Origin of the sequence: Actinoplanes sp. NPDC023936 (assembly GCF_040639325.1) — a bacterium.
GTDB lineage: Bacteria > Actinomycetota > Actinomycetes > Mycobacteriales > Micromonosporaceae > Actinoplanes.
Window position 1 is genome coordinate 75,956 of record NZ_JBEZZR010000032.1, and the last position, 19,968, is coordinate 95,923.

Sequence of the window (19,968 nt, forward strand, 5' to 3'; positions counted from 1 at the left end):
CTAGCGCAGGCCGACCGCTTCGAGCATGGAGCGGACGGCCTGCGCCACGGGCCGCCAGATCTCCCTCGCCAGGTACGCGAGACCGCGGAACAGCGCGCCGAAGGTGTACCGCCACGTCCAGGCGACGGCGATCCCGATCGGGCGCAGCAGGTACCGGTAGATCCGGGTGCCGACCCACGTGGTGGCGTCCCAGCCGGTCCGGGCCAGCCAGGCGAGGGCGAGCCAGGCCGGGCGCAACAGCCACGTCCAGAGGACGATGCCGATCGGGGCGAGCACCCACTCGACGAGCGCCAGCAGCATCGGCCGGATCGCGACCCGCCACAGCCAGGCGCACGGCACGGCGACGAGGTAGCGCCACAGCCAGGCCGCCGGGACGGCGACAAGGTAGCGCCACAGCCAGGCGGCCGGGATCACCACGAGATGGCGCCACAGCCAGCCGGCCGGGATCACCACGGCGTGATGCCACAGCCACGCCAGCGGCGCGATCACGTACCGGCCGAGGAACCTGCCGGTCAGCCGGCCGGCCTCCCAGAGCAGCCGGAACGGCAGCACGACGACGAACGCGAGCGCCCGCACCGGCCACAGGATCCAGGCGGGCACGGTGTCGGGACGCTCATCGGCGTACGGGCTCGGCACGACCGCACAGGGTAACGGACCCGCGCACGCCGCTGTCGATCAGTGGTGGAAGCCGGTGGCAGTGCTCGCGTCGCGGGCCGGCACGGGCTGCTTCTCCAGACGCTGCACGTGCCGTTTCAGGTCATCGAGGAGCATGTCGGCGAGGTCGTGGGTGAAGCCGCGCCGGACCACGATGCGCAGCGCGGCCAGATCCTCGCGGTTCTTCGGGAACGTGTAGGCGGGCACCTGCCAGCCGCGTTCCCGCAGCGCCTGGGAGACGTCGAACACCGAGTAGTTCGTGACCTCGTCGCGCAGCTTGAAGGCGAAGACCGGCAGCTCGTCGCCCCGGGTGAGCAGCTCGAACGGCCCCAGGTCGGCGATCAGTCCGGCGAGGCGGGTGGCGACGTCCCGGGCGTACCCCTGGACCCTGGTGTAACCGGCGAATCCCAGCCGCAGGAAGTTGTAGTACTGGGCGACCACCTGCGCGCCGGGCCGGGAGAAGTTCAGGGCGAACGTGGGCATGTCGTCGCCGAGATAGTTGACCCAGAAGATCAGATCCTCGGGCAGCGCCTGCGCGTCGCGCCAGACGATCCAGCCGACGCCGGGGTAGACCAGGCCGTACTTGTGACCGGAGACGTTGATCGAGGAGACCCGGGGCAGCTGGAAGTCCCAGACCAGGTCCCTGTCGAGGAACGGCGCGACGAACCCGCCGGAGGCGGCGTCGACGTGCACCGGGACGTCGATGCCGGTGCGCTCCTGGAAGGCGTCCAGGGCCGCGCAGATCTCCGCGACCGGCTCGTAGGAGCCGTCGAAGGTGGAGCCCAGGATCGCCACCACGCCGATCGTGTTCTCGTCGCAGAGGGCCACCGCGGAGCCGGCGTCGAGGTGGTAGCGGTCGCCGTCCATCGGGACGAGCCGCATCTCCACGTCCCAGTAGTTGGCGAACTTCTCCCAGCAGACCTGCACGTTGATGCCCATCACGATGTTGGGCTTGCCGGTCCCGCCGTGCCGCTGCCACCGGCGCTTGAGCGCCAGGCCGCCGAGCATCGCGGCCTCGCTCGACCCGGTCGTCGAGCACCCGGTGGCCTGCCGGGCGTCCGGGGCGTTCCAGAGCCGGCTCAGGATGTTCACGCACCGCGCTTCGATCTCGGCGGTCTGCGGGTACTCGTCCTTGTCGATCATGTTCTTGTCGAAGCACTCCGCCATCAGCCGGTCGGCCTGCGGTTCCATCCACGTCGTGACGAAGGTGGCCGCGTTGAGACGGGCGTTGCCGTCCAGCATCAGTTCGTCGTGGACGATCTGGTACGCGTCGTCCGGCGTCATCTCCCCGGCCGGCAACTGGTGCCGGGGGATTGTCACGTCAGCCGTAGCGAGAATGTCCGGCGCCGGCCGTTCGCTCCTGGGATGCTTCACCGTACGTCCTTTCGTATCCGCGCCGTCTTTCGTATCCGCGCCGTGACCTGCGGAGACGCGTCACGGTGCGGCGATGGCGAGTCGGTGTCCGGCGCGAGTCGGTCGTGGCGCCTCGACATGTGCCCACCGTCGCCCATGGCCGGGGGCGGCACATCATTCGCCGCGGGTGAATCACCCTCCGCGTCGTTCGTCGACGAGGAACAGCGCGAGCGGGTGCCGCACTTCGCCCTGGACGGCATCCGCGCCCGCTGACCGGCCGCCGGATACCGGCCGAACGGTCCACCGCGCCTGCGTGCGGTCCTCCGCGGGGTTTGGAAAGCTCCAAGATCTTCCACTCCGCTTCTTCCGAAGGAGACACACTCCATGCGCAGACTGCTCGGCACCGTGGCCGCGTTCGCCGCCGTCCTCGGCGGCACCCTCGCCGTGGCGAGCCCGGCCCAGGCGGCGCCCGCGCTGCGGTTCCACAGCGCCCAGTACGACTCGCCCGGCAAGGACACCCGCAGCAACAAGTCCCGCAACGCGGAGTGGATCGCGCTGGTCAACACCGGCAAGAAGGCGGTCAGCCTGAAGGGCTGGTCGATCAAGGAGAAGGGCGGCCGGGTCTACACGTTCGGCAGCGTCAGCATCCCGGCCAAGGGCGGCAAGATCTACCTGCACACCGGCAAGGGCACGAACACCAAGACGCACGTCTACTGGAACTCCGGCAACTACATCTGGAACAACACCGGCGACAAGGCGACGCTGCGCAAGCCCGACAAGAAGACCCAGGACACCTGCTCGTGGGGGAACAAGAAGGGCCGTACCAAGATCGCTTGCTGATTCTGTGAACTTTTCTCCCGCCGTGCGGTGTACACCCGGACATCCGTACGGTGGGAGGAAAGACCATGGCTGATCGCCTGACCGTCGACCTGGTACTGCTCGAATCGATCTCGGACCGTCTCCGGCGCTCCGGCGAGGCGCTGAGGGCCACCGCGGGAGCCCCGCGCATCCCCGCCGCGGGCGAGGCGACACCGATCTTCGCCGAGCTCCTCGCCCAGCTCTCGGAAAGCTCGGCCGGTCTCGCGGCCGGTCTCGCCGAGGCCGGCAACCGCGTCTCCGAGGCCGGGCAGACGTACGCGTCCGAGGACTCCGCCGCCGGACAACGGATCAGCGGGGTGTCATGATGCCCATCGACACCCGCCTCGACGGGGATCCCGGCCAGATCTTCACCACCGCCGGCTGGCTCCGCGACCAGCTGGGCTTCGACGTCCGCGCCGCCGCCGAGACGTTGCGCTCCACCGGCGCCGACGCCGCCGAGGGCTGGCGCGGCTCGGCCGGAACCGCGTTCAGCACCCGGATGTCCACCGCCGCCGCCATGGCCGAAGCCCTGCACAGCGAGATCGAGTCCACGGCGGGCGCGTTCACCGACTACGGCAGCCGCCTGGCCGCGGCGCAGGGCCGGATGGCCGCGGCCCGCGAGGTCGCGGCGGCCGGTGGGCTCCCGGTCTCCGGCACGATGATCCCGGAGCCGGTCGATCCGTCCGCTCCGGACTATCCGCGGCAGGTCGCCGCCTACCAGATCGCCGCAGGCGAGGTCACCGGCGCGAGGGCGGAGATGGTCGCCGCGGTCCATGCGGTCCGCGCCCGCAGAGCCGCAGCCGCCGGGGTGCCGGTGATCCAGGCGTCCGATCTCGCGAAGGCCGGCGGCACAGCGACGCTGGCCGGTGCCGGTGCCGGTGCCGGTGCCGGTGCTGGTGCTGGTGTCGGTGGCGCGGTCGGCGGTCTGGCCGGCGGGTTGAGTGGCGCGGCCGGCGGCGGGGGAGCGGGCGCTGCTGTTGGTGCTGCCGCTGGAGGCATCGCCGCTGGTGTGAGCGGGGCGGCCGACGCTTCGCTGAAGCCGAATGGTGAGTCTGGCGATGCGTCGCTGAAGCCGAATGGTGAGTCTGGTGATGCGTCGCTGAAGCCGAATGGTGAGTCTGGCGATGCGTCGCTGAAGCCGAATGCTGAGTCTGGTGATGCGTCGCTGAAGCCGAATGGTGGGTCCGGTGATGCGACGCTCAAGCCGAACGCTGAGACCGACGCTGAGTTGCGGGACGCCAACCGGGCGGACGAAGCCGCGCCCACTACGCCGAACAAGCCAGCCGAGGGCGAGGCCGCGCCGAGCGGCCCGAACAAGACAGCCGAGAGCGACACCTCCCCGGGCGCTCCGAGCAAGCCCGCGGAGAGTGAGCCCGGCCAGTCGGCGAACGGGACCATCAACGACAACACGCCGCCGCCCCAGGGCCACGGTACTGAGACCACCCCCGACCGCTCCGCGAACGACACACCGAGCAGCCCGCCGGCCCCGAGTCCGAGTCCGAACGGTGAGTCGGTCCCGCCCGCTCAGCGCGAGGAGGCGAACGGCAGTGTGAAGGACAACTCGGATATACCGGCCAACTCCACGAAGCCCGCTGCCGAGGGCACCCCCGGAAGTCCGGAAGTGGCCCGCGCCGCCCTCCACGAGAAGTGACCCGCATACAGGGCAGGAAAGTGACCAGCGGACGACCCTCGCACCCGGCGTGATCGGTCCACCGGTGATCGTCACGCTGAGCGTCCTCAATGGTGGGCAAGCTGGCGCTTTACGGAAGTCCGTGGACGGCCGAGGCCCCACAGAATGACGCGCACCCCACGCCGCACCACCTTGCCAGTGACCCACCGTGATATCCGGCGTCTCTGCAGCCGCCTCCGGGCTGTTCGGCCGCGAGCCCTCGCCGCCGACCTATGCCGAGCGAACGAAACGACCGGGAGACCACCTTCATCCTAGAGTCCTAGGACGCGTGACACCGCGTGCGACGGAACACGGGGCAACCCCGACGCGGGCGGACACGACCCCGGCGATACAGCTGCCGGCAATGCGGCTCGGGCAATGCGGCTCGGGCAATGCGGCTCGGGCAATGCGGACACCCCGATGCAAACGTATGCAGGAAATTTGCAGCTCATGTCATCCCGGCCCACCTCCCGTTATGCTGGCGGCCTGAAACACCCGCTCTGACGAGGGAGAAAGCCCGGTGCGCACGACCGTGCACGACGTCGCGGACGCCGCTGGGGTGTCGGTGTCCACGGTGTCGCGCGCGCTCACCGGCGGCAGTGTCAGCCCCGCGACCCGGGCCACGGTGATGGCCGCCGCCGAGCGGCTCGGCTACCGTCCGAACCGGACGGCGCGTGGGCTGATCACCGGCCGCACCGGCAACTACGGGCTGATCGTCCCGGACCTGCGTAACCCGTTCTTCGCGGATATCGCCAAGGGTGTCAGCGCCCGCGCCCGCGCGGTCGACTGCGGCGTGTTCATCACGGACACCGACGAGGACGTGGCCGCCGAGCTGGAGGCGCTCGCCATGCTGGGCCGCAACACCGACGGTGTGCTGCTCTGCTCGCCCCGGGCCACGGACGCCGAGCTGCTGGAGGCCGCCGACCCGGACACCACCGTTCTGGTGCACCGCCAGGCGCCCGGCATGCTGTCGATCGCGGCGGACATCGCCGCCGGGACGCGGCAGGCGATCGATCATCTGCGGGCGCTGGGGCATCGGCAGATCGCGTTCCTGGCCGGTCCGGACGACTCGTGGGCGGGCCGGGAGCGGCTGTCCGCGCTGGCGGACTACGAGATTCTGCGGTTCGGGTCGGTGGCGCCGACGTTCGAGGGCGGGGTGCTCGCCGGGGACCTGGTGCTGGCGAGCCCGGCGACGGCGGTGCTGGCCTACAACGATCTGGTGGCGATGGGTCTGCTGCATCGGCTCGCGACCCGGGGGGTGTCCGTTCCCGATCAGATGAGCGTGGTGGGTTACGACGACATCAGCCTGGCCGCGATGAGCCATCCGCCGCTGACCACTGTCGCCGTGCCGAAGGGGCGGGCGGGCGCGGCCGCCCTCGAGCTGCTCCTGCGCCGGGCCGGGAAGACCCCCTCGGCGGTACGGGACCGTGAGGTCACCCTCCCGACCGGACTGGTGGTCCGCTCATCCTCCGGCGTGGCCCCGGCGTAAGAAGCCGGAGTGGCCCCGACATGAGAAGCCGGCGTGGCCCCGGCGTAAGAAGCCGGAGTGGCCCCGACATGAGAAGCCGGCGTGGCCCCGGCGTACGAAGGAGACACCGTGAAACTCCTGCTCACCTCGGGTGGCGTCACGAACCCGAGCATCAACGCCGCGCTCGTGCGCCTGCTCGGCAAGCCGATCGCCGAGTGCCGGGCCCTGGTCGTCCCGACGGCGCAGTGGGGCCACCCGATGTGCGGCCCGGCGTCGGTGCGGGGTCTGGTGGCCGGCGATTCCGCGGCCGACTGGCGGTTCCTGACCGGGCTGGGCTGGGCCTCGCTCGGTGTGCTGGAGCTGACCGCGCTGCCCAGCATCGGCGCGCAGCGCTGGGTGCCCTGGGTGCGGGAGGCCGACGTGCTGCTGGTCGACGGCGGCGACGCGACGTACCTGCATCACTGGCTGCGGGAGTCCGGGCTGGCCGACCTGCTGCCGGAGCTCCCGGAGCTGGTGTGGGTGGGTGTGAGCGCCGGAAGCATGGTGATGACGCCGCGGATCGGGGACTACTTCGTGGAGTGGCCGTCCGCGCCGGACGATCGCACGCTGGGCGTCGTCGACTTCTCGATCTTCCCGCACCTGGGGTTGTTCCCGGGGAACTCCCTGGCGCACGCGGAGCGGTGGGCCGCCGGCATCGGCGGCCCGGCCTACGCGATCGACGAGCAGACGGCGATCATGGTGGTGGACGGCGCCGCCGAGGTGATCTCCGAGGGCACGTGGGTGGCGTTCGGGAGTTGAGGCTCAGGTCACCGCGCCCAGCTGCCACGGGACGAACTCGTCGCGGCCGAGGTCGAGGTCCTCGCTGACGGTCGGGCGCCCGGACGCCACGGCGAGGATCTCCTCGAAGATCTGGGCGCCGACCTCTTCCACGGTCGCGTCACCGGTGGCGATCACACCGGCGTTCAGGTCCATGTCCTCGCGCATCCGATCGTACATTTCGGTGTTTGTCGCGATTTTGATTGTCGGAACGGGTTTGGTGCCGAGCACCGACCCGCGGCCGGTCGTGAAGCAGACCACCGTCGCGCCGCCGGCGACCAGGCCGGTGACCGAGACCGGGTCGTATCCCGGCGTGTCCATGAAGGTGAAACCGGCGGCGGTGACCCGCTCGGCGTACTCGTAGACCGCGGTCAGCTCGGCGGTGCCGCCCTTGGCGACCGCGCCGAGGGACTTCTCCAGGATCGTGGTCAGCCCGCCCGCCTTGTTGCCCGGTGACGGGTTGTTGTCGAGGGTGCCGCCGCCGTCCGCGACGTACTTCTGCCACCACTCGATGCGGTCCAGCAGCCGGCGGCCCACCTCGGGGCTGACCGCGCGCCGGGTGAGCAGGTGCTCGGCGCCGAACACCTCCGGGGTCTCGGCGAGGACCGTGGTGGCGCCCTGGGCGACGAGCAGGTCGGAGGCGTGCCCGAGGGCCGGGTTCGCGGTGATGCCGGAGTATCCGTCGGAGCCGCCGCAGTTCAGGCCGAGGATCAGGCGGGATGCCGGTAGCGGCACGCGGCGCCGCTGGTCGAGCTCCTCGATCAGGGTGCGCACCGCGGCGACGCCGGCGCGGACGGTGGCCCGCACCCCGCCCTCCTCCTGGATGATCAGCTGGTCGATCAGGGTGTCGGCGGGCGCGGGCAGGTCGCCGAGGAGCGCGTCGACGGCGAGCATCTCGCAGCCCAGGCCGACCGCGAGCAGGGCGCCGACGTTCGGGTGCGACGCGTATCCGCGCAGCGTGCGGCGCAGGATCTGGCCGCCGACGCTGGCCGGGACCATGCCGCAGCCGGAGTCGTGGGTCAGCGCCACGACCCCGTCGACGTTCGGCCACGCGTCCATGATCGGGCCGCGGAACTGGTCGGCGATCATGCGGGCGGTCGACGCGGAGCAGTTGACGCTGGTGACGATGCCGACGTAGTTGCGGGTTCCGGCGGCGCCTCCGGCGCGATCAAAACCCGCAAAGGTACGGGGGACAGCCGCCCCGGGAACGCGGATCCGGCCGGTGCCGAACTCGTAGGTCTGGCGCACGCTGTCCATGGCGAGGTTGTGGGTGTGCACGTGGTCGCCCGGGTGCACGTCCGTGGTGGCGCGGCCGATGCTCTGCCCGTACTTGTGCACCGCGGAACCGGCGCGCACCGGCCGTACACACAGTTTGTGGCCCTGCGGGATCGCGGCCGTGACCCGGACGCCGTGCGTGCCGTGCGTCAGCTCCAGACCCGGCGGCAGGTCGCGCAGGGCGACCGCGACGTGGTCGTCGGGGTGCAGCAGCAGCGCGACGTCGGTGAGTGGCGTGGCGGTCATGCGAGACCCGCTTTCGGGTACGCGGCGCGGGGCAGGTCGTAGGCGAGCGCCCGAGCCGTGTCGGCGGCTTCGTCGAGGTCGAGCCGGTGTTCGGCGACGAGGCGGGCGAGGTGGCCGGCGTCGACGCGGCGGGCCAGGTCGTGGCGGGCCGGGATGGAGAGGAAGGCGCGGGTGTCGTCGACGAAGCCGGCGGTGTTCGCGAAGCCGGCCGTGTCGGTGACGGCCTCCCGGAAGCGGCGCATGCCCTCCGGGGTGTCCAGGAACCACCAGGGCGCGCCGAGGAGCATCGCGGGGTAGACGCCGGCGAGCGGGGCGAGCTCGCGGCTGAACGCGGTCTCGTCGACGGTGAAGACGACCAGGCGCAGGTTCCGATGGTGGCCGAACGCGTTGAGCAGCGGCCGCAGCGCGCGGGTGTACTCGGTGTGCACGGGGATGTCGTAGCCGACGTCGGGTCCGCGGGCGGCCAGGACGGCCGGGTCGTGGTCGCGCAGCACGCCCGGGTGCAGCTGCATGGTGAGGCCGTCCTCGGTGGACATCCGGGCCATCTCGAAGAGCATGCCGGCGAGGAAGGCGGCCGACTCGCCGGCGGTGATCGTCCCGGCAAGCGCCCGGCCGAACAGGCGGCGGGCGTCGGCGCGGTCCAGGGGTGTGGTGTCGGCGCTGAGGTGGCCGTGGTCGGTGGCCCGGGCGCCGGCCGCCGCGAAGACGGCGCGGCGCTCCTCCAGCGCGGTCAGGTACGCGTCGTAGGTGGTGATGTCGTCGCCGAGCCTGCGCAGCTCGGCGCGCCAGCCGGGCTTCGCGGTGTCGAGCAGCGCGTCGGGGCGGAAGGTGGGGACGATCCGCTCGCCCCAGCCGCGCTCGGCGAGTTTGCGGTGGTCGGCGAGGGTGGCGGTGGCCGCGTCCGTGGTCGAGATGATCTCGATGCGGAACGTGTCGAGCAGGGCGAGCGGGCGGAACCGTGGTTCGGCGAGTTTGGCGCGCAGTTCGTCGTAGACGGCGTCGGCGGTGTCCGCGCCGAGCCGGGTGCGCACGCCGAAGACCTCGGCGAGCTCGTGTTCCAGCCAGAAGCGGGTCGGTGTGCCGCGGAACAGCGGCCAGTGCTCGGCGAACGTCCGCCAGATGGCGCGCGGGTCGGTCTCGACCGGGCGGCCGTCGCGGCGCGGCACGCCGAGGGCGTCGTGCGGGACGCCGCGGGACACCAGCATCCGGACCAGGTAGTGGTCCGGGGTGACGAACAGGGCGGCCGGGTCGGCGAACGGCTGGTCGGCGGCGAACACCTCGGCGTCGACGTGCCCGTGCATGGAGACGATCGGCAGGTCCCGGGTGGTCGCGTAGATCTCCCGGGCGAGTCCGCGCAGGGCCGGCTCGGCGGGCAGCGCCCGGTCGGGATGCAGGAGCCATCGATGGGGGTCTCCGGACATCGAGGGTCCTCCGGACATGACGCGATCCCCTTCCGCAGCGCTGGAAATTGTGGGAACGTTTCCACGGCGCATCATCACACGCGCCGGATGGCGGCGTCCATCGCGCGGAGGGAGATAGCTCATTTCACGGCAGCTACGGCCGGTGCGCATCCTGCAGATCGGCGGCGGTAACTTTCTCCGGGGCTTCGCGGACTGGATGATCCAGAAAGGCAACGACGCCGGTGTGCTCGACACCGGCGTGGTCGTGCTCAAGGTGACGCCCCGGCCCAGCCGGGTCCCGCTGCGGGCAGCGCCGTTCCGGGTGGTCCTCGACGAGCACGACGTCACCCGCGTCGACGTGATCGACGAGGTGGTGGACGCGTACGCGGACTGGGACCGCTGCCTCGCCGTGGCCCGCGGCGACGACCTGCGGCTGGTCCTCTCCAACACCACCGAGGCCGGCATCGTCGCCGTCGACGACGACCTGTCCGCCCGGCCGCCGGAGACGTTCCCGGCGAAGATGGCGGTGCTGCTGCACGAGCGGTGGCGGCACTTCCGCGGCGACCCGGCCCGCGGCCTGTCGTTCCTGCCCTGCGAGCTGAACGAGGACAACGGGCAGCTGCTGCGCGCGGCCGTGCTGCGCCACGCCGCGGTGCTGGATCCGGCGTTCGCGGCGTGGGCCGGCGCGCACTGCCGGTTCTACGACACCATCGTGGACCGGATCGTGCCGGGCGGGGACGCCGAGGAGGTCCGCGGCGAGCGGTACGCGCACTGGGCGATCGCCGGCGATCCGCGGATCCGGGACGAGTTCCCGCTGGATCGCGCCGGGCTTCCGGTGGAGTTCCTGGCGGACATCGGCCCGTACCGGGTGAAGAAGGTCCGGGTCCTCAACGGCTCGCACACCGCGCTGGCCGCGGTCGCCCCGCTGCTCGGCTGCGTCACCGTGAACCAGGCCGTCGGGCATCCGCTCGCCGGTGAGTACCTGCGGCGGCTGCTCGACACCGAGGTGCTGCCGACGCTGCCGGCCGGCGCCGGGCCGTTCGCGGCGGCGACCGTGGACCGCCTCGCCAGCCCGGCGCTGGAGCACCGGCTCGCCGACATCGCGCTCAACGCGATCGCCAAGTGGCACACCCGCAACTTCCCGGTGGTGCGCGACCGGTGGGCGGCCGGCGAGCGCGCGCCGCTGAGCGTGTTCGCCCTGGCCTGCCTGGTGCTGGGCTACGCGGGGGAGCTGGGCGACTATCCGGTGCGCGACGACGAGGAGGTCGTCGCCCGGATCCGGGACGGGGTGTTCCCGTTCGGCGACGCGCGGCTGGCGGAGGAGACCGCGGACCACGTCCGGGCCATCCGGGCCGCCGGGCTGGAAGCCGCTCTGGAGAAGGTGATCCGATGACGTTCCCGGACGGGCCGGGGAGTACCTCGCGCTGCCGTCGGTCCTGGCCGTCGGCGGCTCCTGGATGGCGCCCCGCGACACGGACCTCGACCGGGTCCGCGAGCTGATCGGAGGCGTCGGTGCCGTCGTTGCCGCTGCGGGACGCTGACGGCTGCCGGTACGACGTGGTGAGGTACGGCGCGGCGCACGGCGCGCTCGCGAGGACCACCCCCGGCGACACGTCGATGGCGACAGCGGCCGAGGTCGTCGCCCTGGCGTCCGGGACCGACGCCGCGATCGTCCGCTGAGTCACGGCGTATCAGGCGCGCGGGGGACCGATGAGTTCGCGGCGTCAGGCCGGTCTGAGCCCATGACGGTCACCACGTTGGCTCAGGAGGGCACCATGGGCACCATCTCGATCGACCTGTTCACCACCCTCGATCTGGTCGCGCAGGCGCCGGGCGGCCCCGCGGAGGACCCGGAGGGCTTCCCGTTCGGCGGGTGGCAGGCGCCGCTGATCGACGAGGCCGACGGCGAGCAGGTCTGGGCCGGCATGCAGGGCATGGACGCGCTGCTGCTGGGCCGGCGCACCTACGACATCTTCGCCGCGTACTGGCCGCAGCAGCCCGGTGACATCGCCGGCCTGTTCAACCGCATCCCGAAATACGTCGCCTCGCGCGGCGAGCCCGCCCTGGACTGGGCGGGCACCACCCGGGTCGGCACCGGCGACATCCGGGCGCTGCGGGACAAGCACGAGAAGATCCACGTGATCGGCAGCCTGAACCTGGTGCAGACCCTGCTGCGCGAACGGCTCTTCGACCGGCTCAACCTGTGGGTCTACCCGATCGTGCTGGGCGTCGGCAAGAAGGTCTTCGACGGCGGCGCGGTGCCGGCCAGCCTGGCCCTGGCCGAGCCGCCGGTCACCTCGTCGCGCGGCACTGTCCTGCTGCGGTACCGGCTCGAGCCCGGCACCCCCGCCACCGGCGACATGACCACCGGCGCCGATCCCGGCCAGCCGTGATCAGAGCCGGCGCGGCCGCCCTGGCCGGCTGGTCCGGCTGGTCCAGCTGGTCGTCAGTGCTGACCGTGCTGGCTGATCGACGAGTCGTCGCCTGGTAGGGACGTGAATGGGCACCGCTCCGGTTGTCGATCGTGGAGTGGTGCGGGCGGGCTGGCGCTCAGTGTTCTCGGAAGAGGCCTCCGGCAGCACTGGTGACCAGCTCGTCGTGCCCGGCTGGCTGTCAGTGTTCTCGCCAGCTGGCCGGGACAGCACTGAGCGCCAGCCGGGCCACGCCTTTCCACGATCCACACCGGCCGAGAACAGCACTGACGGCCAGCTGGACCAGCTGGTCCGGCTGGTCGTCAGTGCGCTCGGCCGCGGCAATGGTCCCGATGTGCGTCATCACCGCTGCAGGCCCGCCGGAAACCAGGGCGGGGCCGCCCGTCAGCGCGAACCGTTGTCACCCAGCGTGCCGGCATCCGCGGTCAACCCCGCGCTGTGCGGAAACCCGCGGACGCCCCGGGCCCTGCAGAATGACGCAAACCCCCAGCGCTCCACGGTCAGCGGCGACCGACCGTGACGCGCGGCCGCATCGGCGCACTACCGGGTGCGGCCGCATCGGCGCACTGTCGGGCGGCGGGTTTCAGTCAAACAGCGTCAGTGCTGCCGGTCGTATGATCGGCCGATGCTGCAGCGCTACGACGAGCGGAACGCCGACATTCGCTACTGGGTCAACGGGGAGCTGCTGCACCGCAGCCGGCCCGGCCTGTCACCGTTCGACTCGGTGGTGCAGGGCGGCGACGCGGTCTGGGAGGGCCTGCGCCTCTACCGCGGGGCGATCTACGGGCTGCACGAGCACCTGGCCCGGCTGCGGCGCTCGGCGACGGCGCTCGGCTTCACCGGCATCCCCGGCGACGACGAGATCATCGCGGCGGTGACGGCCACGCTGCGGGCCAACGAGATGCACGACGGGGTGCACGTGCGGCTCACCCTGACCCGCGGCGTGAAGGTGACGAGCGGCATGGACCCGCGCCTCAACCAGGCCGGTCCCACCCTGATCGTGCTCGCCGAGTTCAAGGCCCCGGTGTACGACACGACCGGCCTGCGCCTGGCGACGTCCAGCGTGCGCCGCCCCGGCCCGGACGTCCTCGACCCGAAGATCCACCACGCCAACCTGCTCAACTCGATCCTCGCCAAGATCGAGGCGACCGCCGCCGGCGCGGACGACGCCCTCATGCTCGACCAGCGCGGCTTCGTGGCGGAGACCAACGCGACCCACCTGTTCGCTGTCACCGGCGGCGCGCTGATCACCCCGTCGACGGCCGCGTGCCCGGAAGGGATCACCCGGGAGACGGTGCTGCGGCTCGCCGCCGAGCACGGCATCCCGGCGACGGTGCGCGACATCTCGCTGACCGAGATGTACACCGCCGACGAGGTGTTCTGCACCGGCACGATGGGCGAGATCGCCGCCGTCACGGTGATCGACGGCCGCGACATCGGCGACGGCAAGGTCGGCCCGCTGACGAGCCGGGTGGCCCGCCTCTACCAGCAGCACGCCGCCGCCCACGGGGTCCGCCTGCTGCCCTGACCGGAGGCCTCGCCGAGATCTTGCCCGGCCGGGCGGGGGCGGTATGCTGGCTGCTCCGTACACATCGGACCGGGGTCGGCGGGGGATGGTGTCGAGATTCGCTGGGGGATTGGCCGCCCTGCTGATCGGCCTTGCCGCGTGTTCGCCCGCGTCTCCTACGGGACGGCCGTCGCGCCGGCCAGTGCCTCGGCCAGCGGCAGCGGGTTGAGGTAATCGCGGTACGACACGATCTGGCCGTCCTGAACCCGGAACACCGCGATCACTGTTTGCACGAACGGCGCTCCGGTAGCGACGACCGTCCCATGCGCCTCGTACTCCACGATGACCACCTCGGGATCGACCGTCTCGTGGATCACCACGTCGCGGTACTCGTCGAACGTGACAAGGCTGCCGGCTGTCCTCGCGAGATGATCGCGGATCTCGGCACGTCCCTGCAGCCGCCCCGGAACCCCGGCCGGCCGGAACGGCCACTCGATGTACCCGTCCGGGGCCATCGAGTCCACGAACGCTTCGATGTCCAGCTCGCGGCCTGCTCGGAGGACCTCCTCCACGACCGCACGCGACGACGTCGCCATCGTGGTCCTCCTCATTGAACAGACGTTGATTGAACGACCGTAGAACGAATGGCCGGACCGGTCAACAACCGTAGAATGAACAGGTGACCGATCCCAGGCCGCGGTGGACCAGAGCGCAGCAACGCCGCCAGACCGAAGACAACATCCTCGCCGCGGCTCGCGAGATGTTCGCCAGGCTCGGCTATGACCGCACCACCATCCGGGCCGTAGCCAAGGCCGCCGGCGTCGACGCCGGCCTCGTCATGCACTACTTCGGCACCAAGGACGCACTCTTCTCCCGCGCCGCCGAAGTCCCGGCCGGCGACCTGCCCCACGGCAGCGCCGAAGAGACGGTGGAGGCCCTCCTCGACTCGCTGGCCAGCCGCCTGGCCAGCGAACCGGTCGCCTCGCTGGCCGTCCTGCGGTCCATGCTCACCCACGGCGACGCCGCCGATCGGTATCGAGCCGCAGCCGGCCCCCAGCTCAACCAGATCACCGCCTCGATCCCCGCCGACGACGCCGACCTCCGCGCCAGCCTGCTCAGCGCGATCGTCCACGGCGTCATCATCGAGCGTTGGCTCCTCCAGTTCAGCGGGCTCGCGGACGCGTCGCCCGACCGCATCATCGAACTGCTCCGCCCAGCCTTCCGGGCACTGGCCACAGCTCAAACGCCGCCGTCGACGACTGACGATCCGAACCGATGATGCTCATGGCCTGCGCGGTCACCCGCCGGCTACCAGCCGGCCGGCCCGTTGATCACGTCGCCGGCGCCACTCGGGCGGCACGCTGAGCCGCTGGTCCTAGCCGCCCGTCGCAAGGCTCGCGGCCAGGGTGCGCCACCGGGTGGCGCCGGCACGATCCTGGCTGTCCTCCAGGACCCGGGCGTACGCCCGGATGATCTCGACGTGCACGAGCACGCCCTCGTCGCCGTAGTTCATCCGGAGCCGGTTCGCCCGGCGGCGCAAATTTTCCGCGGACAGGTGGGCCGCGCGCGCCGCCCACCGCTGCGCCGCCGCGGGATCGCCGCGCATCTGGTGGAGATCCGCGAGCCGGCGGGCCGCCCGCCCGTCACCGAGGCCGGCCCCGCGTTCCAGCCAGATCGCGGCGTCGTCGAGGGCGCCGGCGTGCAGCAGGGCCTCGGCGTACCGCAGCATCGCGTTCGAGGCCCCCAGATCGCCGGACTCCCCGCGCCACTTCTGCGGGAAGAGGGCCGACTCGATCCTGGCATAGGTCAGCTCCGCCGCCCGGCGGGAGAACGCCAGGCTCTGCTCCGGATCGCCGCGCTCCTTGAACTGCTTGGCGAGGTTGTCCAGCGCTCCGATGTGGCCGTCCGCGGCTGCCCGGCGCGCCCACGTCTCGGCCTCCTCGGTCCGGCCCTCCCGTGCCAGGATGAATCCGAGGTTGCAGGCCGACGTGGCGTCGTCGAGGTGGGCGGCCCGGGTCAGCCACGTGATCGCCTCCTCGGTCCGGCCCAGCCCGGACAGCCACACGCCGTAGTAACCGGTCGTCCAGGCGTCGCTGTGATCCTCCTCGAGCGCCCGCAGGAACAGGCTCTGCGCCTCGTCCAGGTCGCCGTCGGCAGTCAGCAGGTCGGCCAGGTCGACCATCGCGTGCCGGTCGCCGAGATCCACGGCCTGGCGCAGCCACAGCTCCGCCTCCGGCGCGCTGTTCTGCTCCCGCAGCAGATCGGCGAGCTGGCGCATCGCCAGCGTGTCGTTGCCGGCGGCCGCGGTCCGGTTGAGCATCAGCGCCCGCCCGACCTGTCCCCGGCGATCGGCGTGGAACGCGATCCGGGTGGTGTCGGCCCGATGGTGGTGGTCCACCACGGCCTGCCAGGCGGCCTCCGGCAGGTCGACCGCCCGGCAGACCCGGGCCGCGTGCTGGAACAGGAACTCGGCGCTCTGGTAGCCGGCGAGCACGCCCATGCCCGCGGCCGCCGGGGTCAGGCAGGCGGCCGCTCCGCTCAGCGGCGTGGTGGCGTAGGTGAGCGCCCGGTCGAGCCAGTCGCCGGGCGCCGAGGCCTGCTGGGCCGGCGTCAGATACGCGGGGGCGGCCGCCTCCAGGAACTCGCGGGTGACCGGGTGGCGGAACCCGACGCGGCGGGCGTCGAGCGCGGCCGTGATGACCGCCTTGCCGTAGCACTCGGCCTCGGGCGCGTTCTCCCAGCGCTGGATGAGCTGCGGTCCCGCGGCGAGCACCTGGGTGAAACCGGCGTCGGCCGTGTCGAGCGCGATCCGGATGCGCTGGTCGGTGCCGGCGAGGGCTTCGCCCCGGCGGCGTTCGGCCGGGCTGAACGCGTCCGGCACCTGGATCACCTGGGCGAGCTGGAGCAGGTTGCGGTCGGCGGCGTACACGTCGGGTTTGCGGTCCTCGGGCCGGGCCGTGCGCATGTGGTACTCGCCCGGCCACATCGTCGCCACCAGCGCGGCGCCGTCGGTGATCAGTTCGCGGGTGGTGCCGGCGGAGAGCCCGTCGGGATTCTGCAGATAGGTCTGCAGCTCGTCGAGCCAGATCAGCGTCCGCTCGGCCGGGTCGGCGGCGTACGCCCGGAGCTGCTCGGCGTCCGTGGGGTGGAGCAGCCACCAGTCGGGGAAGACGGCCCGCACCGCCTCGAACAGCGCCCGCGTCTTGCCCGTCGACGAACCGCCGATCAGCAGCACGAACCCGCCGGAGCCGGCCGCGGTGATCGCGGTCCGCAGGTCGGCGTCGAAGTCCCGGGGCACGTACGGCGGCAGCTCGCCCTCGGCGCCGCCGACCCGGATCGCGGCGAGCACGCCGAGCAGGCGCGGCCGGGCCTTGCGCACCAGGATGCTCCGGTTCGCCCGCGGGCGCGGCCCGCTGCGTGCCCGCTCCCACGCCGCCAGCCAGGGAGCCTGCGCGGCCCCGTGCACGCCGCACGCGGTGAGGAAGGTGACGACGGTGACCCTGGTCGGGATCGACGGCCCGTTCAGCAGGTTGCTGAGGGTGGCCGGCGGCAGCGGCTCGGGGTGGGCGGCCCGGCGCAGGTCGGCGTAGGAGCGCTGCCCGCGCAGCTGGTCGCAGCATCGGTGGAACGCTTCCAGGGTGTCCACGGTGGCGGGATCTACCGTCATGTTCGGCGTCCTCCTGCCTGTTCGGCGGCGGCGCCGAACACCCCTGGAGGAAGCGTAGAGCCGGGCCGCCCGGCGCGCTCGCCTCCGCAGGGTCAGAGGCGGTGGGCGGCCAGCTCGTCGTAGAACGGCTGCGCCGCCTCCACCAGCGGGACCAGCCGCTCCGGCACCTCCACCGGGGACGGATCGTGGGCGGCGAATCCGGTCGACCGCTCGACCGCCGCGTACCAGTGCGGCGCCCACACCCCATCCTCCGGCCGCGGGCCCGGCGCCCACGCCAGCATCGCCGTGTCGAAGCCGATGCCGAGCGCGTCGCAGAGCCGGCGCAGCGTCGCCGCCGGGTCGCGCAGCACGTCGGCCGCGTCGACGACCGGGCCGCCGAACGCGCGGAAGAGCTCGCGCTGCTGCGGGTAGCCGAGGTCGTCGAGGGTGGGTTCGCCGCGCACCTTCGCGTAGGAGGCGACCACGTGCGCCGGGTCGCGGATCAGGAACGCGTGGGTGAGCACGCCCAGCCACTCCCGGCCCACCTCGGGCAGCAGGTGGTGGGTCATGTGCTTCTGGTAGTGCACGGCCGGGGCGCCCGGCAGCGGACCGGTCAGCTCCGCGGCCACGTCCTGCCACCGCTGCGGCTGGCTGGCCAGGATCGCCGTCCGGCCGGGGTGATCGATCCCGGTCGCGGCCAGGTAGTAGGCGTAGAGCGGCTCGTCGACGGCGACCGTGTCCGGCCGGGAGCCGAAGCTGCGCATCATCGCGGTCGAGATGTTCCGCGGCCCGGACCACATGGCCACACGCGTCGTCATTGCGGAAGTGTTGCAGGCCGGCGTTACATTTCGCGGCCCGCGCGCATGACATCTGTCATCGCAAGTCGTGAAGCGGCGCACTGCCGGGACCGCGGGAGCGCCCCGAGACTCAAAGGCATGACGACAACGACATCGGGGGCCGTCGAGGTCAGCGGAGCGCGGCGGCGATACGGCGGCTTCGAGGCGGTCCGGGGAGTCTCCTTCGAGGTGCGGCGCGGCGAGCTGTTCGCGCTGCTCGGCACGAACGGCGCCGGCAAGACGACCACCATGGACCTGGTCGCCGGATTCGGGCGGCCGGACGCCGGGAACGTCCGGGTGCTGGGCCATGACCCGTACCGGGAAAGAAAGGTCCTCCGCCCACGCCTGGGGATCATGTTGCAGGAAGGCGGGCTGCCGCCGGACCTGACAGTGTCCGAGTCGGCGGCGATGTGGGCCGGGACGCTCACCGATCCGCGCCCGGTCACCGAGGTTCTCGCGATGGTGAACCTGCGGCGCCGGGAGCGGGTCCGGGTGCGGCAGCTCTCCGGCGGCGAGCGGCGGCGTCTCGACCTCGCGCTCGCGGTGCTGGGCCGTCCCGAGGTGCTGCTGCTCGACGAGCCGACCACCGGCCTCGATCCGGAGAGCCGGCGCGACACCTGGGAGATGGTGCGCGCGCTGCTCGCCGACGGGGTCACCGTGCTGCTGACCACGCACTACTTGAACGAGGCGCAGGAGCTCGCCGACCGGCTGGCGATCATGCACGAGGGCGTCGTGGTGACGGCCGGCTCGACCGGCGAGGTGGTGGCCGCCCACCCAGCGCGGATCACGTTCGCGCTGCCCGCGGGCGTGGGTCTGCCGGCGCTGCCGGGATTGCGAGAAGACCTTCCGAGGGTACGGGCGGAGCACGGTCCCGTGACACTGCGGACCGACACGTTGCAGACCACGCTGACCGAGCTGCTCGGCTGGGCGCGTCGTCACGACGTCGAGCTGGACGGCCTGGAGGCCCGCCCGGCATCCCTGGAAGAGGCATTCCTGGCCGTGGCCGGCGAAGGAGCACGCGCATGAACACCGTCCGGGTCCGTTCCGTCGGCCTCGCCGAGCTGAAGCTGTTCGGCCGCAACCGCAGCGCCATGTTCAGCGCGCTGGCCGTCCCCCTGATCATCGCGGCGGCGGTCTCCACCTCCGGCATCACCGACTCCGGCGGCGCGTCGGCGGCCGCCCTGGTCGTCACGTCGCTGCTCGGCTACGTGCTGCTCGCGGCCGTCTACTACAACCTGGTCGCCACGTACGTGTCGCGCCGCGAGGAGCTGGTGCTGAAGCGGCTGCGCGCCGGCGAGCTCAGCGACGCCGCGATCCTCACCGGGATAGCCGCGCCGATGGTGGTCGTCGCGACCGCGCAGATGGTCGTGTTCGCCGGGGCCGGCGCGATCCTGCTGGGCCTGCCCGTCCCGGTGAACCTGCCGCTGCTGCTGCTCGGTGTGGCCGGCGGTGTGGTGGTGTTCGTGCTGCTCGCGGCGGTGTCCGCGGTGTTCACCAAGACCGCCGAGTCGGCCCAGGTCACCACGATGCCGGTGCTGCTCGGCTGCCTGATCGGCTCGATGCTCTACCCGGTGCTCGACGACGCGCCCGGCGTGGTGTCCGCGGTGCTGCGGGCGATGCCGCTCAGCCCGGTCGTGGACCTGATGCGGCTCGGCTGGCTCGGCACCACCGGCGAGGCGGCGCCGCTCGGGTTCGCCGCGGTGCTCGGCGACGCCCTGCTGCCCGCGGCGATCCTGGTCGCCTGGATCGCGGCCCTGCTGATCGCGGTGCGCCGGAGTTTCCGGTGGGAACCCCGCCGATAGGTTGAC

General features: G+C 72.1%; 20 protein-coding genes. 13 read left to right on the top strand and 7 right to left on the bottom strand.

The annotated features are described in order from the left end of the window. A complete protein-coding gene (locus tag AB0F72_RS31545; protein ID WP_360438822.1) occupies nucleotides 1-636 on the bottom strand; it encodes a hypothetical protein in 636 nt (211 codons plus the stop codon). Between the two features lie 39 nt (nucleotides 637-675). Next, nucleotides 676-2,028 carry a glutamate decarboxylase gene (locus AB0F72_RS31550; protein ID WP_360438825.1) on the bottom strand — a complete coding sequence of 451 codons (1,353 nt, stop codon included), beginning with the start codon at nucleotides 2,026-2,028 and terminating at the stop codon, nucleotides 676-678. Between the two features lie 363 nt (nucleotides 2,029-2,391). On the opposite strand from AB0F72_RS31550, the gene AB0F72_RS31555 reads away from it, so the two are divergent. The 5 genes from AB0F72_RS31555 (at nucleotide 2,392) to AB0F72_RS31575 (ending at nucleotide 6,800) form a co-directional block, all read left to right on the top strand. Next, nucleotides 2,392-2,847: a lamin tail domain-containing protein gene (locus AB0F72_RS31555; protein ID WP_360438828.1), complete on the top strand. Its 456-nt coding sequence runs from the start codon at nucleotides 2,392-2,394 to the stop codon at nucleotides 2,845-2,847. Between the two features lie 65 nt (nucleotides 2,848-2,912). After that, nucleotides 2,913-3,191, top strand: a complete 279-nt coding sequence (locus AB0F72_RS31560) for a hypothetical protein (RefSeq protein ID WP_360438831.1) — start codon at nucleotides 2,913-2,915, stop codon at nucleotides 3,189-3,191. After that, nucleotides 3,188-4,516, top strand: a complete 1,329-nt coding sequence (locus AB0F72_RS31565; RefSeq protein WP_360438834.1) for a hypothetical protein — start codon at nucleotides 3,188-3,190, stop codon at nucleotides 4,514-4,516. The genes AB0F72_RS31560 and AB0F72_RS31565 overlap by 4 nt, the downstream gene beginning before the upstream one ends. A 538-nt stretch (nucleotides 4,517-5,054) precedes the next feature. Beyond that, nucleotides 5,055-6,023 (top strand): LacI family DNA-binding transcriptional regulator, encoded by a 969-nt coding sequence (locus AB0F72_RS31570; RefSeq protein ID WP_360438837.1) that lies wholly within the window; start codon nucleotides 5,055-5,057, stop codon nucleotides 6,021-6,023. Nucleotides 6,024-6,131: 108 nt separating this feature from the next. Continuing rightward, nucleotides 6,132-6,800, top strand: coding sequence for a Type 1 glutamine amidotransferase-like domain-containing protein (locus AB0F72_RS31575; RefSeq protein WP_360438840.1), 669 nt, complete (start codon nucleotides 6,132-6,134; stop codon nucleotides 6,798-6,800). 3 nt (nucleotides 6,801-6,803) lie between these two features. Here AB0F72_RS31575 and AB0F72_RS31580 read toward each other — a convergent pair whose 3' ends face one another. Together AB0F72_RS31580 and uxaC are read right to left on the bottom strand one after the other, a co-directional pair. Continuing rightward, nucleotides 6,804-8,339, bottom strand: coding sequence for an altronate dehydratase family protein (locus AB0F72_RS31580; RefSeq protein WP_360438843.1), 1,536 nt, complete (start codon nucleotides 8,337-8,339; stop codon nucleotides 6,804-6,806). Continuing rightward, nucleotides 8,336-9,760, bottom strand: a complete 1,425-nt coding sequence (gene uxaC, locus AB0F72_RS31585) for a glucuronate isomerase (RefSeq protein ID WP_360438846.1) — start codon at nucleotides 9,758-9,760, stop codon at nucleotides 8,336-8,338. Before uxaC ends, AB0F72_RS31580 begins: the two co-directional genes overlap by 4 nt. Nucleotides 9,761-9,902: 142 nt before the next feature. On the opposite strand from uxaC, the gene AB0F72_RS31590 reads away from it, so the two are divergent. From AB0F72_RS31590 to AB0F72_RS31610, 5 genes are all read left to right on the top strand, one after another. Next, nucleotides 9,903-11,132, top strand: a complete 1,230-nt coding sequence (locus tag AB0F72_RS31590; protein WP_360438849.1) for a hypothetical protein — start codon at nucleotides 9,903-9,905, stop codon at nucleotides 11,130-11,132. Nucleotides 11,133-11,251: 119 nt separating this feature from the next. Then, nucleotides 11,252-11,419: a hypothetical protein gene (locus tag AB0F72_RS31595; RefSeq protein ID WP_360438852.1), complete on the top strand. Its 168-nt coding sequence runs from the start codon at nucleotides 11,252-11,254 to the stop codon at nucleotides 11,417-11,419. A 95-nt stretch (nucleotides 11,420-11,514) separates the two neighbouring features. After that, nucleotides 11,515-12,132, top strand: coding sequence for a dihydrofolate reductase family protein (locus AB0F72_RS31600; protein WP_360438855.1), 618 nt, complete (start codon nucleotides 11,515-11,517; stop codon nucleotides 12,130-12,132). A 106-nt stretch (nucleotides 12,133-12,238) separates the two neighbouring features. Next, a complete protein-coding gene (locus AB0F72_RS31605) occupies nucleotides 12,239-12,691 on the top strand; it encodes a hypothetical protein (RefSeq protein WP_360438858.1) in 453 nt (150 codons plus the stop codon). Between the two features lie 105 nt (nucleotides 12,692-12,796). Then, nucleotides 12,797-13,699, top strand: coding sequence for an aminotransferase class IV (locus tag AB0F72_RS31610; RefSeq protein WP_360438861.1), 903 nt, complete (start codon nucleotides 12,797-12,799; stop codon nucleotides 13,697-13,699). Nucleotides 13,700-13,854: 155 nt separating this feature from the next. Here the strand turns inward: AB0F72_RS31610 and AB0F72_RS31615 are convergent, their stop codons facing one another. After that, nucleotides 13,855-14,274, bottom strand: a complete 420-nt coding sequence (locus tag AB0F72_RS31615) for a nuclear transport factor 2 family protein (protein WP_360438864.1) — start codon at nucleotides 14,272-14,274, stop codon at nucleotides 13,855-13,857. 83 nt (nucleotides 14,275-14,357) lie between these two features. Here AB0F72_RS31615 and AB0F72_RS31620 point away from each other — a divergent pair, with 83 nt between their 5' ends. Continuing rightward, entirely contained in the window at nucleotides 14,358-14,957 is a 600-nt protein-coding gene (locus AB0F72_RS31620) for a TetR family transcriptional regulator (RefSeq protein ID WP_360438867.1), read from the top strand. A gap of 96 nt (nucleotides 14,958-15,053) precedes the next feature. Here the strand turns inward: AB0F72_RS31620 and AB0F72_RS31625 are convergent, their stop codons facing one another. Together AB0F72_RS31625 and AB0F72_RS31630 are read right to left on the bottom strand one after the other, a co-directional pair. Further along, nucleotides 15,054-17,345, bottom strand: a complete 2,292-nt coding sequence (locus tag AB0F72_RS31625; protein WP_360438870.1) for a tetratricopeptide repeat protein — start codon at nucleotides 17,343-17,345, stop codon at nucleotides 15,054-15,056. 92 nt (nucleotides 17,346-17,437) lie between these two features. Next, nucleotides 17,438-18,142, bottom strand: coding sequence for an HAD family hydrolase (locus AB0F72_RS31630; protein WP_360438873.1), 705 nt, complete (start codon nucleotides 18,140-18,142; stop codon nucleotides 17,438-17,440). 117 nt (nucleotides 18,143-18,259) lie between these two features. Between AB0F72_RS31630 and AB0F72_RS31635 the strand changes: the two genes are divergently transcribed. Together AB0F72_RS31635 and AB0F72_RS31640 are read left to right on the top strand one after the other, a co-directional pair. Next, complete coding sequence (locus tag AB0F72_RS31635; protein WP_360438876.1) at nucleotides 18,260-19,186, top strand: ABC transporter ATP-binding protein; 927 nt, start codon at nucleotides 18,260-18,262, stop codon at nucleotides 19,184-19,186. Further along, the gene (locus AB0F72_RS31640) at nucleotides 19,183-19,962 is read left to right on the top strand and encodes an ABC transporter permease (protein WP_360438879.1); all 780 of its coding nucleotides are present in this window, start codon (nucleotides 19,183-19,185) and stop codon (nucleotides 19,960-19,962) included. Before AB0F72_RS31635 ends, AB0F72_RS31640 begins: the two co-directional genes overlap by 4 nt. Nucleotides 19,963-19,968: the final 6 nt, after the last annotated feature.

Bases quoted from the DNA above. Each gene is read 5' to 3' on its own strand.
- AB0F72_RS31555 (WP_360438828.1), top strand. From the start codon at position 2,392: ATGCGCAGACTGCTCGGCACCGTGGCCGCGTTCGCCGCCGTCCTCGGC.
- AB0F72_RS31560 (WP_360438831.1), top strand. From the start codon at position 2,913: ATGGCTGATCGCCTGACCGTCGACCTGGTACTGCTCGAATCGATCTCG.
- AB0F72_RS31565 (WP_360438834.1), top strand. From the start codon at position 3,188: ATGATGCCCATCGACACCCGCCTCGACGGGGATCCCGGCCAGATCTTC.
- AB0F72_RS31580 (WP_360438843.1), bottom strand. From the start codon at position 8,339: ATGACCGCCACGCCACTCACCGACGTCGCGCTGCTGCTGCACCCCGAC.
- uxaC (WP_360438846.1), bottom strand. From the start codon at position 9,760: ATGTCCGGAGACCCCCATCGATGGCTCCTGCATCCCGACCGGGCGCTG.
- AB0F72_RS31600 (WP_360438855.1), top strand. From the start codon at position 11,515: ATGGGCACCATCTCGATCGACCTGTTCACCACCCTCGATCTGGTCGCG.
- AB0F72_RS31605 (WP_360438858.1), top strand. From the start codon at position 12,239: ATGGGCACCGCTCCGGTTGTCGATCGTGGAGTGGTGCGGGCGGGCTGG.
- AB0F72_RS31610 (WP_360438861.1), top strand. From the start codon at position 12,797: ATGCTGCAGCGCTACGACGAGCGGAACGCCGACATTCGCTACTGGGTC.
- AB0F72_RS31615 (WP_360438864.1), bottom strand. From the start codon at position 14,274: ATGGCGACGTCGTCGCGTGCGGTCGTGGAGGAGGTCCTCCGAGCAGGC.
- AB0F72_RS31625 (WP_360438870.1), bottom strand. From the start codon at position 17,345: ATGACGGTAGATCCCGCCACCGTGGACACCCTGGAAGCGTTCCACCGA.
- AB0F72_RS31630 (WP_360438873.1), bottom strand. From the start codon at position 18,142: ATGACGACGCGTGTGGCCATGTGGTCCGGGCCGCGGAACATCTCGACC.
- AB0F72_RS31635 (WP_360438876.1), top strand. From the start codon at position 18,260: ATGACGACAACGACATCGGGGGCCGTCGAGGTCAGCGGAGCGCGGCGG.
- AB0F72_RS31640 (WP_360438879.1), top strand. From the start codon at position 19,183: ATGAACACCGTCCGGGTCCGTTCCGTCGGCCTCGCCGAGCTGAAGCTG.